Here is a 16,269-nt window from a genome sequence, read left to right as displayed (position 1 = left end):
TGGTTTTTACATGGATGTTTTTTATACGATATTTCATGATGGATTGTGCTTACTTAAACTCTAGATTGTTAAGCGTGCCATACAAAAAAAGAGGCTAAACTATCTAAATATAGATAAAGTTCAGCCTCTAATTCCATTGATTGTATTTATTTAATTTGGTCTAATAATTGATATGCTTCTTCATTAGATTTTACATGAATTAATTGTTCTCTAAAATCGTCATCCATTAGTTTTCTTGATAGCATTTGCAGAATTTTTAAATGTGCATCTCCTTCTGCATGCTTTGGAACAGCAATCATAAAGATTAATTTTGCTAATGATTGATCCGCACTATTCCAGTCTACTCCATCCTTTTGTACACCAAAGACAACTCTAGGTACTTTAACTGCATCCGACTTACCATGCGGGATCGCTACATTCATCCCAATTCCTGTTGAACTTTGGTTTTCTCTTTCAAGAATAGCTTGTTTAAATTCTTCTGTTGACGATAACGCATTCGAATTGGCAAGCTTTGCAATCATCTCATCAATAACTGCATCTCTTGTCTTCTCTTTTAAATTTGTATCAATTAACTCAATAGAAGTAATATCCGTTAATTTGTGGATGTCTTCTACTTTATTTTCTTGCGGTAGATCTTTTTCTACTTTTTCTTCACTTTTAGAACTATTTTTGTTTTTGATCATAGATGTATCTTCATCTTTTTTAAGTAATTTAATCATCAATGCCGTTACAATCGAACCAACAATAATAGCGACAAAGAACATAAGAACATTATCCACAGCACCTAATATACCAACAATAGGTCCACCATGTGCTACTCGATCACCAACATTACTTAACATCGCAATAACAGATCCTGTCATGGAACCTACCATAATACTTGGGATGACACGTAATGGATCTTGTGCTGCAAACGGGATAGCACCTTCTGTAATACCGAAGAATCCCATCGTAATGGAGGCTTTACCTGCTTCTCGTTGTGATTTCTCAAATTTACTTTTGAACAACAATGTAGCCAATCCAAGACCAATTGGTGGCACTGCAATCGCAACAGCAATTGGACCCATTATTTCATAATTTCCTTCACCAATCATGGCAGAACCAAATAGAAATGCTACCTTATTAACCGGACCACCCATATCAAATGAAATCATTGCACCTAGTATTAATGCTAATAGAATGGAACTTGTTCCTTGCATTCCTGCTAACCAACCAGTTAATGATTCAAACACTTGTGCTACTGGCGCACCGATAACTAAAACAAATAAAATACCAACAATTAAAGAAGACAGGACAGGAATAATAATAATTGGCATGATTGGTTGCATCATTTTTGGAACTTTCACTCGCTTAATCCAAAGCGCAACATACCCAGCTAAGAAACCTGCAATAATCCCACCTAAAAATCCTGCACTTGCTTCACTTCCATAAAAACTACCATTTGCTGCAATAAAACCACCAATCATACCTGGTGCTAAACCTGGTCGATCTGCAATACTATATGCAATATACCCTGCTAAAATAGGTACCATAAAGCTAAATGCTGCTGCACCAATTTGTTCAATTGTTTTCCAGAATGAGTCTTCTGGAATAACGATCCCTGACTCAGTAGGTTGGCCACCAATTGTTAATGCAATGGCGATAAGTAACCCACCGACAACGATAAATGGTATCATGAATGAAACCCCATTCATCAAATGTCTGTATATTGGATTTTGTTTCGTAGACTCTGATGAAGTTGGCATCTTATCTTTGTTACTACCTTCCCCTTTATATACAGGAGCATCGTTAGACATTGCCTTTTCTATTAACCCTTTTGGATTTCTAATTCCTTCTTGCACACCTGCAGTAATTATTTTTTTCCAACAAAACGACTTTTATCTACCGCTTTATCTGCTGCAATAATAATCGCATCCGCTTGTTCAATATCGGCTTTTGTGAATTCGTTTTCTGCGCCAATAGAACCTTGTGTTTCCACTTTCATTGTTACATTCATTTCTTCAGCTGCTTTTTCAATATTTTCAGCTGCCATATACGTATGCGCAATTCCATTTGGACATGATGTAATCGCTAATAATTTCATATTTACTCACCTCTTCCTTTTTATTATAGCTTTTACTATTTACTTATTAATTGCTTCTTATTACCGCAAGTTGTGGAAATTCAAACATTTATGATAATAATTGTAGGATTGCCTCTGGAGTTTTTTGTTCTCTTAATTGTTCAACTAAGAGAGGGTTTCCTGCAAGTCGCGATAATTGATGAAATAAATGACGTCTTTTTTCAGAGCTTTCTTTCTTTAACATAAGGAAAAAGACAATCGATACTTTTTCTGTTCCCCAATCAATTGGTTGCTTAAATGTTGCTAGTACAATTATTGATTTTTTTACACTATTCGGATTTCCATGAGGAATAGCTATACCACCACCAATAGCTGTAGCTGCGATTCTTTCTCGTTGTAATGCCTCTCTTATATAATTCTTCTCCACAATCCCTAATTCATACATCTCTGTTGCTAATTTTTCAACTACACTAAAGCGATGCATTGGTTGTAGATGTGGATAAACAAATTCTTCTTTCACATAATCTTGTAAGGAATTTTTGTCTTCTTCTTGTTGAATTGTCAAATTGTTTAATTGTTTGATTAATTTTGCCTTGTCTTCTTCTGTGAATAATGGAGAGACTTTTAAAAAAGGTATACGAACAATAGGAATGTCCATTGTCGAAACAATAAAATCCACTTGATTATGACGCAAGAACTGTGTTAATTCATTGTGTGGTAATGTTCCTACAATCGTAATATTAGATAAATTGGATACAATTCTTGAGCGCAAGATTTCTGATACACCAATTCCCATATGACAAACAATCACCATTTTGATATTACGCTTATTCCATTCCTTAATCCTTTCCATTGATGCTTGAAAGTGCAATGTTAAAAATGCAATCTCATCTTCTGGCAACACGTACGGTAGGGTTTTCTTCATATCTGATAGTACAGAAACTAAAGCGTCAAACATAAACGGATACATTTGTTTAATATCTGCAACCAATGGGTTCTTAAGTGGTAAATTGTATTGTAGCCTTTGTATAACAGCATATAAGTGCTTTTTTAATCCATCAATCAACTTGTCGTCTTGTTGGAAAGAAGTTAAAAGCAAAACCGCTAATCGTTTAGATAATTCACTTGTAATGGACTCCGCTTGTTCTTTTACTGCCAGATCAATTGGGTAAGGATATGCTTCTTTGTCTGATAACTTTGATCCTATTAAATGAATGGCGATATAAGTTAATTCCTCCTCTGGTACCTTCATAACAAAATACTTCTCTATTTTCCCCATACATGTTGCTATTAATTCATATTCCCGTTTGTGTATAATTTTACTCTTCATATGTTCGTCTATTTCCACATAGCATTGCTTTTTAACTCTTTTTATCGTCAACAATATATAAAGTACAAGTGTATGTAAGCTTTCATCTGTGATAGAAAGACGATATGCTTTTAACTGTTCTAGTACAATATCCTCTATTTGATTTGCATCATGAAATACATCTTTTTGAATCAATGGGTGTGTAGATAATTCAAACTCATTTAATTCAATAATTGATTGACGTATATCTTTCTCTTTTCCTTCTACAATAAGACCAATTCTTTGTTTTGATGTAATAAAAACATTTCTTTTATTTAACCAGCTATTTAATTCTGTAATTGTTTTTCTTACTGTCTTTACTGAAACATAGTACTCATTCGCAATTACTTGTAATGAAGAGTATTCAGACATAAGAATGCCATACAATATTTCTTGTTTTTCGTCATTAGTAATCACATGTTCTTTGGATTGGAAACGTTCTTTTTCTATGTTCTTCAATAAAGCTGTTCTGTTCTCAGTTGAAATACTTAAAGATACTCCCTTACTTGGTTTGCGAATAATATGTGCATGATAATCGCGTAAGTATTCTTCGATTTTATCTAAATCATTTCTAATCGTTTTCTCCGAACATTGATAGTCAGTTGCAATTTGTTGAATTGGCAAAAATGATCCTTCATATCTAATTAATGTAAGAATAATCTCTAAGTGTCTAGTCTTCAAAAGTTCTCACTCCTTTCATCCCTATCGTTCACTTCAAAAAATGCAATGTGCGTATCATTCAAGTTTCTTACTGTTTATTTTTCTAAATAGTTTTCCTTTCTTTCAAAGAAAACATTCCTTTCCATGCATAGAAACTTGTATCATAATAATGCCAAAAGACCTAGTCAGCGGAATGAGACTAGGTCTTATTATCATAAAACTTTTATCGAATTTTGTCACATTTTTTAGAAAAGATTAAATACATAATTAATTAAAAACCAAATAATTCCGAAGAAAATAATTAAATACGTAATATACTTAATTGCTGCCACACCGACTTTACTAGAATCCGACTTCTTTTCCGTTTTTTGAACTTCTACATCTTTATTCTCTGTCATACTCATCACTCCTTGTAGTGTTTGTTAATACATGTAATACCCAGCGAATGATTTCATCAAACATTCAAAAGTGATCCTCACTTCACGAATAGAAATAGCAGAACGTGAAACATTATAGTGAAAGGTGGTATGAAAAAGTGGAAAAACCTAATTATTTTGATCAATCTATTGAAGATTATAAACGCGGCACAACAAAAATGAAGCAATATTTACCTGAATTGACGCAAGGTTATGATAATTTTACACAAGAGGCGTTTAAAAAAGGATCCATTGATCAAAAACAGAAGCAGTTAATGGCATTAGCAATTAGTATATATGCACAGGACGAATATTGTATTATTTACCATACGAAAGGTGCAGTAGAACATGGAGCTACAGACACAGAGATAATGGAGACTTTAGGCGTCAGTGCAGCATTAGGCGGTGGTGCAGCCTTTGCTCAAGCAGTTACTTTAGCGTTAGATTGCTATGCACATTACAAAAATGGAAATATGAGTCATGATTAGGTGAGCAAGCACAAAAAAATTGACCAATGTTAGAAAGCCCTGAATGTTTACTATTAGTAAGCGTTCAGGGCTTTTTTCTCTCAGTTATTTCATTTTCTGCTAATGTCTCTAGTTCATCTATACGATCAATGATACCTTCTAATGTGGTAATGTCTTGCCTACATAAGAATGTATGTTCTACACAAACTATACAACATGTCTTACAATCTGTATAGCTATTTCAAGTAACTTTACATTTAATTTACAATATACGTAATTCTTAATCCTCTATCACATTTAACAAGAGAAATACTTACTATTTATCTGCCATTATTCTTAATCGATAACTATTCTTCGCTGTTTCTCCTAATTGATCTAATAAATTGTAATTTGCATATGCTCCTATAATTGCCCCAAACCCAGGAATCATTTGAAATAATTTTACTAAATCAATATAGTCCCTGTATTCTTGTTGAAATGTACGCCAATCCATATCCATCACTTTATGCTTTTCTTCTGCCCAGTTTTTCAATAAATGATACGTCTCACGCTTTTTGTTATCATTTGAGAATGCTAATTGAAATACATGTAGTAAATATAGTCTTTCTTCATATGTGGAAGTATCATGACCATAAATTGTGGCAACTTCAAATAGAAATTTCATCTTAATAGATAACAACAAAGGAAAATCAGCTAATCCTAATAGAATCCCCCCGGCACCTGTTCCTGCCCCTTCTAACATCGCAGTCTTTCGATATGTGACTAGTTTTTGTTCCACAAGCGTCTCTCTTTCTTCTAGAGACAAATCTGGATACACTTGCTTTGTCGTAAAATCTGACCCAACTAATGTTGCTTTTATCATTTGTTTCATTGCTTCTGTAACTGTTTGGTGTGCCTTCTCAGGTATCATTCCATTGATTTTATCTTGTGCTTTTTTTGACCATTGCTTCCATACATTATTATTTTTTAAAATTTGTAGTTCCCATTTCAATAGTTCTTGGTATGCTTTTTGTTCATACGCATTCATCGATTTGTAGCATCCTTTCTAACAGTTGTATCTTTATATACGTGTGAACCTTAAGAATGTTCCAATAAAATACACGAATCGTATGTTTCTTGTTTCTTTGTGCAAACTAATTCAAATGAAGGAGGCTTCGTTTATGATAGAAGATTTATTAATTGTTGTTGGACGAATTATTACGATTTTGCCATTATTACTACTTATTACATTATTTATGGGAAAGAGAGCAATCGGAGAGCTACCAGTCTTTGATTTCCTTGTCATTATTACTTTAGCATCTGTTGTTGGGGCAGATATCGCGGACCCCAACATTCATCACTTGCCAACAATCATTGCAGTCATTGCAATTGGCTTACTTCAAAAAATTGTTTCCCATCTAAAATTAGCTAATCGAACAATTGGGCGTTTTTTAACATTTGAACCAACCGTTGTCATCACAAACGGATTGCTCCTACACAAGCAATTAAAGAAAATAGGATATTCTGTAGATAATATTTTAGAGATGTTAAGAGACAAAGATGTGTTTGATATAAGTGAAGTAAAATTAGCCATCATTGAAGCAAATGGCTCTCTTACTGTATTAAAAAGGCCTGAGTTATTAACTGCAACGAAACAAGATATTGGAAAACAAACAGCCTTTTCCCCCATCGCTTATCCTGTTATTTTGGAAGGGACCATTTGCACAGATATTCTCACTTTTCTTCATTTAAATGAACAATGGTTAGAAGGGCAGTTAAACCAATACCATTATACACCTAGTGACATCTTTTTCGCTTCTGTTAACGAGAAAAATCAATTACATCTGTGTCCATATACAGTGCCGTCTGAGTCTGTACCACCTATTAGGCATTAATGAATATTACAGTTTAATTACATTTATAAAAAAATGCATTTTTTGAGATTAATAAATCTATAATGTGGTATCTGTACATTATAAAAGCAACATGAAAAAAGACACTTCGCCAAATGGTTACATTAGTCGTCTCAGCTTATTATTAACCTACCAAAATTTTGAGGAGGAATCATGATGAAATGTAAAAGTTGTGATGGAGAAGCTTTAGTTCGTTGTTCCAGTTGTTCAGGTGAAGGGATTGATTATGGTATTCACAAGTGTGAAACATGTGCAGGAGAAGGACAATTAGCATGTTTAGAATGTGAAGGTACTGGTAAGGTAAGTTTATTCAAAAAATTTGGTTCAAAAACCTCTTAATCCAATTGTAGAATATATTCACTTTGAGATAAGACAAGGAGCAGCTATTGGAAATGCCTCTAGCTACTCCTTTTTTAATTTGGTTAAATAGTCCGGAAAATCTGTAAAAATACCTGTCACACCCATTTGAATGAGTTCTTTCATTTCCTTCTCATTATTTACTGTATATGCATGTACCAATAAATGATTGGCTAGAATTTTCTCGACAAAATCGTGATGCAATGATTGGTAATTCACACCAATTCCTATTGCATATTTTTTTATCTCTTTTATCTCTCTCTTCGTTAGTTCTGCACTTTTCTTAAATGAATACAATTGGATTAGTGGCACGCTTGGTTCTAGTTTTGCAATGCTTTTTAGCGTTTCATCATTAAATGACTGGATGATTACTCCACCTTCACGATCATTCTGTAGAATGCCTGTTTCTCGTAATACATCTAGGAGAAGTACCTCCAAGCCATTTGCCTGCTTCCATTCAATATAATAATTCACTTCTTGCCCAAACATTTCTATTATTTCTTCAAGCGTCATCAATTGACTAGAGACTGGTTCTTTTTCAGGATGTTGTGTATAAAACCATGTACCTACATCCATCATTTTTAGTTCAGCTAATGTATAGTCACTTACCTTTCCTTTCTTATTTGCCACACGATTCAAATCTTTATCATGAATTGCAACGAGGTGCTTGTCTTTTGTAACATGCAAATCGATTTCTAAATAATCTGCTTCCATCTCTTTAGCTAATTGATAGGAACGAGCCGTATGTTCTGGGGCATGTCCAGAAGCACCTCGATGCGCAATGTTCAACACTCGTTCTTTACTTAACAAGCTCTCCTGCTTATTAAAAATTGATACGGGCAATGCCTCTTCTTCCTTTGATGGAATGGATGTGAACATGATGATTCCGAAAATAAGTGCAATAATTAAAATAGCGATTGTCCTTTTCATTGACTCACCTTTCTAGAGAATAATTTTTATAAATAATTAAAGGAATTTTGTATTTTATATCGAATATGTTACAAGTGAGGGGATTTTATTTTCTACATGTTACTATACTGGATTTGTATACATTTGCGTTGTTTGTTAACAAATCTTTATTAATAATTAATATGGAATTAAAACTACTCACTTATACTAATGAAGTACAATCAAGCATATGGTTTCCATGAGTAAATAAATTTGGGGGATTACATATGAAAATATTAATTACAACAGAATGGTATTCTCCTGTGATTAACGGAGTCGTGACTTCTGTTATAAACTTAAAAAAGGAACTTGAACGCCTCGGCCACGAAGTCAAAATACTCACATTATCAGAAGAAAAAAAATCGTATACGAAAAAGGATATTTTTTACATTAGTTCATTAGGTGTCGGTAAGATTTATCCTGGTGCAAGAATTACTTTGTCCAAACATAATAAATTGCTTCAAGAAATAATTGACTGGCATCCAGACATTATCCACAGCCAATGTGAATTCAGCACATTCAGATTAGCAAAACATCTCTCCAGACAATTACACATCCCAATTGTGCACACATACCATACTGTATATGAAGATTACACACATTATTTTTCGCCAAATCAAAAATGGGGCAAAGCGATGGTTGCACTATTTTCTAAGAAAGTACTTAAGCACACAACAAATGTCATTGCACCTACAGAAAAAGTTAATAAATTGTTAGTTGGATATGGTGTGAAAAGGCCTATTTCCGTGATACCTACTGGCATTGATTTAACTAAATTCCAACAATCCATTAAAAAAGCAGAATTACATAAACTACGCATAAAACTCGGCATTCCTAAGGAAAATAAAATACTACTATTTGTCGGAAGGTTGGCAAAAGAAAAGAATGTAGAGGAAATTTTATATTACTTAAAAAAGTGGAACCCAAAAACGACCACATTTCTCATTGTTGGGGATGGGCCTTATAGAGAAACACTAGAAAATTATGTAGCAACAAATCATATCCAATCAATGGTGAAATTTGCAGGTATGATCAAACCTAGCCAAATCGCAGCATATTATCAATTAGCAGATGTATTTATAAGTGCATCGAATAGCGAAACACAAGGATTAACCTATATTGAAGCAATGGCTAGTGGACTCCCTCTCCTTTGTAAACAAGATCCATGCCTAGATCATGTCATTATAGATGGATATAATGGTTGGCAATTCTCATCATACGGAGCTTTTCACTGCTATATCAATCAGCTTTTTCAGACACTACACTTACACGAATACATGGTGAATAATGCAAAAGAAAGAGCATATGCTCACTACTCGTCTGTAATATTTGCAAAATCTGTGGAAGCATTATACTATGATGCGATTTCTTTATATAAAATGAGACCTCAACCTGTCACCATTCTAGACTCACATTCTTAATTTGGATGGTAAGAAATAAAAAGGACACTATTTAAACTATGAATAATCAACTTTTTAAAATTATTTGGCATACGGTGACAGTTCTCGGGATTGTTGCGACAATTTTATTTTTTATTTATGGAATTCAAACAGAATTATTTTACTCTGAACAGGCATTAGAGGATTTTTTAAATCAATTTGGTATATGGGCACCATTGTTTTTTGTCTTTTTTCAATTCATCCAAGTGGTTTTTCCTATTGTTCCTGGTGGAATTGGATGTCTTGGTGGTATTTTAATTTTTGGTCCTGTCATGGGGCTTATTTATAATTATATTGGCATATGTCTAGGCTCTATTGTTGCATTTCTTATCGCAAAAAAATATGGCGATGGTGTACTGACACTTTTATTTAAACCAAAATTGAGAAAAAGATATCGCCGATGGGTTGGTGATAAACGTTTTGACATGTTTTTTACATTTATGATCTTCTTCCCATTGTCACCTGATGATTTTTTGTGCTATTTAGCTGGTACAACAAAGATGTCCTTAACTAAATTTACGATTATTATTCTAATCGGTAAGCCATTGCCAATCGCTGTCTACAGCTTTGGATTAGAAATTATTTTTCGTTACATTGTTTCATTTTTTTAATTTATGGAGGGGTATGTGTGAAAGTATTATTATATTCTGGATCGATGAATTTAGTAAATCGCAGCGGAATTGGTCAAGCAATGAAACATCAAAAAAAAGCATTGGAATACATGAATATTTCTCACACGATGGACCGTAAAGAAGCATTTGACATCATCCATATTAATACGATTTTTCCTAACTCACTCTGGATGAGTATGGTAGCAAGACGAAAAGGAAAAAAAGTCGTGTATTACGCACATTCTACAATGGAGGATTTTAAAAACTCTTTTATTGGTTCGAATCTCATCGCACCATTATTTAAAAAATGGATTACTTTTTGTTATAATCGTGGCGACATTATCATTACACCAACAGATTACTCCAAAAAAATATTGCAAACCTATTCAATAAAGCGCCCTATCTATAATTTGTCGAACGGCATTGACACAAGCTTTTTCGCAAAATCTGAGGAAGCGCGAAAAAGATTTAGAAAAAAATATAAACTTGCGAATGATGAAAAAGTTGTGATTTCTGTTGGTCATTATATGGAGCGCAAAGGAATTCTTGATTTTATCGAACTCGCAAAACAATTACCCCATTACCAATTCTTTTGGTTCGGACATACTAATTTAAATATCGTACCGTCAAAAATAAGACGAGCATTAAAGACAGACTTACCTAACCTCCACTTTCCCGGATTTATTAGCAGGCAAGAATTACGCGATGCCTATAGTGGGAGTGATTTGTTTTTATTTCTCACTCACGAAGAAACAGAAGGAATCGTATTATTAGAAGCATTAGCAGCAAAACTCCCGATTTTACTTCGTGACATCGAAATATATGAAAACTGGCTAACAGACGGCGAACACGTATATAAAGCAACCACACTAGAAACATTCCAACAAAAGTTAGAACAAATACTAGAACAACAATGCCCTCCCCTAACCGAAAAAGGGTACAAGCTAGCCCAAGAACGAGACATCACCACCATCAGTAAAAAATTAGTAGAATTATATACCAAAAGCGAAAGTGCCCGTTAAGAAACGTAGGGACTGGAGTGAACCAACTGAGATAAAGGAATCACGATGAGCTTGCGAATCGATGATGACTTATCGTAGGATGGTTTACGAAGTTCCCTAGTTTCTGGGCACTTGAGCTAGACGGACCAAAAGCGAAAGCGTCCGATTAGAAACGTAGGGATTGGAGCGAACCAATAGAAGGAAAAGTTCCCTGTCATCCATGCAGTTTTTCGTGTAAGTGTAGTATAATAAATATCTAATGGCATTTTCAACACAATGATTAGATCGTAAATTATCTTAAAATAAGGATGGTTGCAACATGATTGTGAAAACAACGGAAGAAATACAAAAATTAAAGGAAATCGGGAAAATTGTTGCAGAAATAAGAGATACTCTCGTTTTGGCAGCAAAACCAGGTGTCACAACAAAAGAATTAGATTTGTTGGCAAAAGAGCTTTTTGATAAAAATGGAGCTATCTCTGCACCGAAGGGAGAATATGATTTTCCTGGGTTTACATGTATTAGCGTAAACAAAGAGGTTGCACACGGGATACCGAGCGACAGAGTAATTCAAGATGGTGATTTAGTAAATATTGATGTGTCTGCATCAAAAGATGGTTACTTTGCGGATACTGGCATTTCTATTGTGATTGGGAATGGTTCAAAGTTAAAACAGAAACTTTGTGCTGTAGCTAAAGAAGCATTTGATGCAGGATTAGCCTATGTTCAACCAGGTGCAAAAATTAGTCAAATCGGTAATGCTGTTGAGCAAACAGCAAAGAAAAATGGTTTAACTGTCATTAAAAACCTTACTGGACATGGAATTGGAAGAAAGATTCATGAGGCTCCTAATCATATTTACAACTTTAAAAATACATGGGATGACGAAGTATTAAAAGAAGGAATGGTTATTGCGTTCGAACCTTTTATCTCTTCCAATGAAGAAGAAGTATTTCAATTAGATGATGGTTGGACGATTGCTGCAGAAAGAAGTTTTGTTGCGCAAATTGAACATACAATTATTCTAACAAATGACGGCCCAATCCTTACAACAGTAACAGAAAGTAAATAATGAGCAATACAATGATGGAGTGTTTTAAATGAATAAGAAAGATATAGCAGATATTCGCAAACAATTTAAATTAGATAATGATTTATTAAAGCTAAAAGAGATTTTTAATGTATATATTATGAAGGAATCAAGTGACATCTATCATCAACAAAGTCAACCATTTGAGATGCTAGATCAAGACGAACAAGAATTATTTTTGTCCAATTTCAAAAAAGTTCTTACAGGTAACTTAGATGAGAAGATATTTGAATTGAAATTCTCACCGAACGCAGAAAATCATAGTCAATATATTTTACATCGTGGATTGCTTACAGAAGATATGGATGCATGGAAGGAAGAAATGTTGTTACTTGTTGAAAAAATGTTACAAGAACATACATATGAAATGGATATTGTCGTTACATTCATTCGCGGAGAATATTACAAACCGATGAAGCGTCGTAGTACGGAAGATGAAGAAAGTGCCCGAAACGCGGTATACTCTCATCCGTTTATTCTGTGTAGCTTAAATAAAACACAAGACCCCAAAAAGGAACTTCACTTTGACTATGTAGAACGGTCTTTTAAATATAATGTAGTCGTCGATCCTGTTATCAATCTAAATGCCCCTATCGCTGGGTTTTTGTTCCCATGTATAACAGATAATGCACAAGATGTAAATCGTGTCTTGTATACAACTGGAAAGGCAAATGAACCTGATCCTCATTTTATTGAGGATGTGTTGAATGCGGAAGAAACGCTAACAGCAAAAGATGACAAAATCGTCTTTGAAGAAGTGGTCCGGGATGCTGTTGGTCACCAATTAAGTACGACAACACTTGCAAATGTATATGAAGAGATTCATAGAGTCATGGAAGAGAACGAAGAAGAAGAGGAAGAACCACGACTTGATTACAGAGATGTGGAAAGAGTACTTAAAGTAAGTGGCATTGAAGACGTCGATACAGAAACAGTAGAAACAGCCTTTAAAAACGTAATAGACGATGAGAAGTACGAAATGAAAGCACGTAATATTGTACCAAAATTCGAATCCAAGTCGATAAAAATAAATACAAAAGTAGCAAATATTGCAGTGAGTCCACAAGATTTAAAGTTTGTAAAACAAGTTCACTTTCATGGAAAAAGGTATTTAATGATTGAAGTGGAAGAAGATACTATTATTGATGGATTTACAATGATACCAGAAGCATTTACAGCAATTCGACCATTAACAGACGAAGAAAATTAATATCTAAACAACGAAAAAGGTTCGCCTATACCAAATGGCGAACCTTTTCTAATCATAAGTTTTGTTTTTTCTCTTTTATCAAATCTGCCAACAGCTTCACACCTGTCTCGATTTCTTCCATTGATGCATAGCTAAAAGAAAGACGCAAATAATGTTTTCCATTATTCGGATTTAAGAAGAAATAACGACCAGGTAAATACGCAACACCACGGTCTAGGGCATCTTGCAATAACTGATTTGTATCGATCCCTTGTACTTCTACCCATACAAAATAGCCACCTTCTGGTACAATCCAATGCACAATAGAAGGCATGTGCTCATTTAAACTTTTTATCATGCAATCCCGTTTTTGCATATATGCTTTTCTAAGTATTTCTAAATGTGTTTGTTGGTCATTATTCGCTAAATATGTCGACATAATCGCTTGTGTAAATGGGTGATCTAAGTCTTTTTTGAACCAATAAAGTGATGTAATTAGTTCTTCTGTTGCGACAATGTAGCCAATACGTAAGCCTGGTGCGACTACTTTTGATAATGAACCAACATAGAGTACGCGATTCTCCTTATCGAGCGATTTTAATGTTGGCAACTCTTTATTGAAATATAATTCCCCATACGCATCGTCTTCTAATATATGAAAATCATAATGAGAAGCAAGTGCTAAGAGATGCCTTCTTCTCGCTAATGGCATTGTCGTACCAGTCGGATTCTGGAATGTCGGAATCGTATAAACAAAGCGTGGTAAAGACTGACCTTGACTTTGTCTCATCTCCAAAAATTCCTCTAGCTTATCTGTTCGTAATCCTTTCTCATCTACAGGTATACAAATTAATCTGTTGGTATAATTACGAAAAATTTCTAATGCTTCCATGTATGTTGGATCTTCTACCACAACTAATGTCTCTTCATCTAGAAAAATACGTGCAATTAAATCAATAGCTTGGCAAGCACCTGCTGTAACTAATAGCTGATTACTATTTGCTCGTAAGTCGCGCTTTTCTAACCGATGGATTAATTGTTCTTTTATAGCATCTAACTTTGGTGTGCCTAAATAATGTAATGGTAAATCCTGTTCCTCATCAAGAAGCTTGCTCGTTGCTTTATTTATTTCTTTAACTGGTACTAACTCTTTTGATGGAAAGCCTGAACTTAATCGAATACATTGATCAGGCAATGTCGGCATCCATTCACCTGGTGGATCGTTTTGTAATGCATGTGTAATATGTTTAGAGTAATTCAATTCGACCGAACACCTTTCTCTTCATTCATAATCTATGATGATCATTTTATAAACATGGATAAACAGTAAAATCCGAACCATTCCATCGAATAAGTTCGGATATATCGCCACTCTTGTTATAATTGTTTCTATTCGTTAAAAAAACAAGAAATGTGCCATTAATGCAACAACAGGTAATGTAATAATCGTTCTTTGTAAGAAAATTATAAATAATTCTAGGAACGATAACGGAATCTTAGATTTCAATAATAAGATACCTATTTCCGACATGTAGATCAATTGTGCCAATGACATAACACCAATTACAAAGCGTGTTAATTCTGATTCGATTCCACTACCAATTACTGCAGGCAAAAACATATCTGCAAAGCCTACAATCATTGCAGGTGCAGCTTCTTTTGCTTCTGGAATCTGTAAAAGTTCTAAAAACGGAATAAATGGATACGATAAGAAATCAAAAATCGGTGTCATTTCTGCAATAATTAATGCAACCGTTCCCAATGCCATCACGAGCGGAATTAAAGAAAACCAAATATCGATTACATTAAGGATACCATCTTTTATTACATTTCGATAGCTTTTTACTTGTGTTGCTTTTTCAACAGCTTTTTCCACACCAAATCTAAAGCTAGATACACCACTTGGTACATCTTCATCAATTTGTTTCCCTATCGACTCTTCGTATGTGTCTTTTTTAAGCGAAAGTGGTGGAATTCTTGGGACAATAATTGCTGCAAAGATACCTGCAACCACAACAGTAAAATAAAATTCCACAAACATATGGTCAATTTCTAGAAATTTTGCAATTACTAAACTAAATGCAATCGATGCAATCGAGAAGTTTGTTGCAACAACTGCCGCCTCACGCTTCGTATAATAGCCTGATTCAAATTGTTTGGTTGTAAGTAATACACCAACAGTTCCACTACCCATCCATGAAGCTAGTGCATCAATAGAAGAACGACCTGGTAATTTAAATAATGGTTGCATTACTTTTCTAACAATCGTACCAATAAAGTCCATCAGCCCAAATTGTAATAATAATGGCATAAATAAACATGCAAAGAAAAACCACACCATTAATACAGGAATCAGGTCAAATAACACCACACCACCTGTTAAACTAGATGAAATAAAAGATGGTCCTGTCTCTGTTAATGTCATAAATGCAAAGATTGCCCCAATACAACGCATCACAAGCCAAAATGGGGAAATATCGAATAAACTTGTTAAGAACGGACTATTTTTTATACTAGACAATGGAATGATTTTTGCAATAATCGCTCCAAGTGCCGAGATGATTAAGATAATTGTCATAATTAATGGAATATAATCTGCTAATAATGCTTGTAAACTATCTGCAAAAATCCCTAGTACAATCGTTACTTTGTCTCCATCTGAGACAGGTATTAAAAATAAGATAATCCCTAACAAAGATGGTAGCCAAAACTTCATATATTGAATTGCTGTATATTTTTTATGTTGATGTATCGTATTCATGTTGTTCTCTCCATATCTATCAATTTTC

The 16,269-nt window shown here is 34.1% G+C and carries 14 protein-coding genes and 1 pseudogene; 8 read left to right on the top strand and 7 right to left on the bottom strand.

Annotated features, from left to right (window positions below; all coding sequences use genetic code 11):
* Nucleotides 1–146: 146 nt before the first annotated feature.
* The 3 genes and pseudogenes from ACFOZ1_RS09645 to ACFOZ1_RS09635 form a co-directional block, all read right to left on the bottom strand.
* A pseudogene (locus ACFOZ1_RS09645) lies at nucleotides 147–2,083 on the bottom strand (fructose-specific PTS transporter subunit EIIC).
* 88 nt (nucleotides 2,084–2,171) lie between these two features.
* Nucleotides 2,172–4,091: a BglG family transcription antiterminator gene (locus ACFOZ1_RS09640; protein WP_390198812.1), complete on the bottom strand. Its 1,920-nt coding sequence runs from the start codon at nucleotides 4,089–4,091 to the stop codon at nucleotides 2,172–2,174.
* Between the two features lie 224 nt (nucleotides 4,092–4,315).
* Entirely contained in the window at nucleotides 4,316–4,468 is a 153-nt protein-coding gene (locus ACFOZ1_RS09635) for a hypothetical protein (RefSeq protein ID WP_390198810.1), read from the bottom strand.
* 137 nt (nucleotides 4,469–4,605) lie between these two features.
* Between ACFOZ1_RS09635 and ACFOZ1_RS09630 the strand changes: the two genes are divergently transcribed.
* The gene (locus tag ACFOZ1_RS09630; protein WP_390198809.1) at nucleotides 4,606–4,974 is read left to right on the top strand and encodes a carboxymuconolactone decarboxylase family protein; all 369 of its coding nucleotides are present in this window, start codon (nucleotides 4,606–4,608) and stop codon (nucleotides 4,972–4,974) included.
* Between the two features lie 295 nt (nucleotides 4,975–5,269).
* Here ACFOZ1_RS09630 and ACFOZ1_RS09625 read toward each other — a convergent pair whose 3' ends face one another.
* The gene (locus ACFOZ1_RS09625) at nucleotides 5,270–5,980 is read right to left on the bottom strand and encodes an EcsC family protein (protein WP_390198807.1); all 711 of its coding nucleotides are present in this window, start codon (nucleotides 5,978–5,980) and stop codon (nucleotides 5,270–5,272) included.
* A 133-nt stretch (nucleotides 5,981–6,113) separates the two neighbouring features.
* Here ACFOZ1_RS09625 and ACFOZ1_RS09620 point away from each other — a divergent pair, with 133 nt between their 5' ends.
* Together ACFOZ1_RS09620 and ACFOZ1_RS09615 are read left to right on the top strand one after the other, a co-directional pair.
* On the top strand, nucleotides 6,114–6,827 hold the full coding sequence (locus ACFOZ1_RS09620; RefSeq protein ID WP_390198805.1) for a DUF421 domain-containing protein: 714 nt from the start codon (nucleotides 6,114–6,116) through the stop codon (nucleotides 6,825–6,827).
* 174 nt (nucleotides 6,828–7,001) lie between these two features.
* Complete coding sequence (locus ACFOZ1_RS09615) at nucleotides 7,002–7,184, top strand: hypothetical protein (protein WP_390198804.1); 183 nt, start codon at nucleotides 7,002–7,004, stop codon at nucleotides 7,182–7,184.
* Nucleotides 7,185–7,247: 63 nt separating this feature from the next.
* Here the strand turns inward: ACFOZ1_RS09615 and ACFOZ1_RS09610 are convergent, their stop codons facing one another.
* On the bottom strand, nucleotides 7,248–8,132 hold the full coding sequence (locus tag ACFOZ1_RS09610) for a glycerophosphodiester phosphodiesterase family protein (RefSeq protein ID WP_390198802.1): 885 nt from the start codon (nucleotides 8,130–8,132) through the stop codon (nucleotides 7,248–7,250).
* A gap of 245 nt (nucleotides 8,133–8,377) precedes the next feature.
* Between ACFOZ1_RS09610 and ACFOZ1_RS09605 the strand changes: the two genes are divergently transcribed.
* The 5 genes from ACFOZ1_RS09605 to ACFOZ1_RS09585 all read left to right on the top strand — a co-directional run bounded on the left by ACFOZ1_RS09605 (nucleotide 8,378) and on the right by ACFOZ1_RS09585 (nucleotide 13,501).
* Nucleotides 8,378–9,571 (top strand): glycosyltransferase family 4 protein, encoded by a 1,194-nt coding sequence (locus ACFOZ1_RS09605; RefSeq protein WP_390198801.1) that lies wholly within the window; start codon nucleotides 8,378–8,380, stop codon nucleotides 9,569–9,571.
* Nucleotides 9,572–9,609: 38 nt separating this feature from the next.
* The gene (locus ACFOZ1_RS09600) at nucleotides 9,610–10,200 is read left to right on the top strand and encodes a TVP38/TMEM64 family protein (RefSeq protein ID WP_390198800.1); all 591 of its coding nucleotides are present in this window, start codon (nucleotides 9,610–9,612) and stop codon (nucleotides 10,198–10,200) included.
* Between the two features lie 17 nt (nucleotides 10,201–10,217).
* On the top strand, nucleotides 10,218–11,222 hold the full coding sequence (locus ACFOZ1_RS09595) for an LTA glycolipid anchor biosynthesis glycosyltransferase, IagA/BgsA family (RefSeq protein WP_390198799.1): 1,005 nt from the start codon (nucleotides 10,218–10,220) through the stop codon (nucleotides 11,220–11,222).
* A 298-nt stretch (nucleotides 11,223–11,520) separates the two neighbouring features.
* Nucleotides 11,521–12,273 carry a type I methionyl aminopeptidase gene (gene map / locus ACFOZ1_RS09590; RefSeq protein ID WP_390198798.1) on the top strand — a complete coding sequence of 251 codons (753 nt, stop codon included), beginning with the start codon at nucleotides 11,521–11,523 and terminating at the stop codon, nucleotides 12,271–12,273.
* Between the two features lie 28 nt (nucleotides 12,274–12,301).
* Nucleotides 12,302–13,501, top strand: a complete 1,200-nt coding sequence (locus tag ACFOZ1_RS09585) for a DUF4317 domain-containing protein (RefSeq protein WP_390198797.1) — start codon at nucleotides 12,302–12,304, stop codon at nucleotides 13,499–13,501.
* A gap of 52 nt (nucleotides 13,502–13,553) precedes the next feature.
* Here the strand turns inward: ACFOZ1_RS09585 and ACFOZ1_RS09580 are convergent, their stop codons facing one another.
* Both ACFOZ1_RS09580 and ACFOZ1_RS09575 read right to left on the bottom strand, forming a co-directional pair.
* Nucleotides 13,554–14,741 carry an aminotransferase-like domain-containing protein gene (locus ACFOZ1_RS09580; protein WP_390198795.1) on the bottom strand — a complete coding sequence of 396 codons (1,188 nt, stop codon included), beginning with the start codon at nucleotides 14,739–14,741 and terminating at the stop codon, nucleotides 13,554–13,556.
* Between the two features lie 135 nt (nucleotides 14,742–14,876).
* Entirely contained in the window at nucleotides 14,877–16,241 is a 1,365-nt protein-coding gene (locus ACFOZ1_RS09575) for a YjiH family protein (protein ID WP_390198793.1), read from the bottom strand.
* Nucleotides 16,242–16,269: the final 28 nt, after the last annotated feature.

Source organism: Gracilibacillus marinus (assembly GCF_042651725.1).
GTDB classification, from domain to species: Bacteria; Bacillota; Bacilli; order Bacillales; family Amphibacillaceae; genus Gracilibacillus; species Gracilibacillus marinus.
Note: the sequence above shows the minus strand (reverse complement) of the source record. Positions and strands in the feature narration are given on the sequence as shown.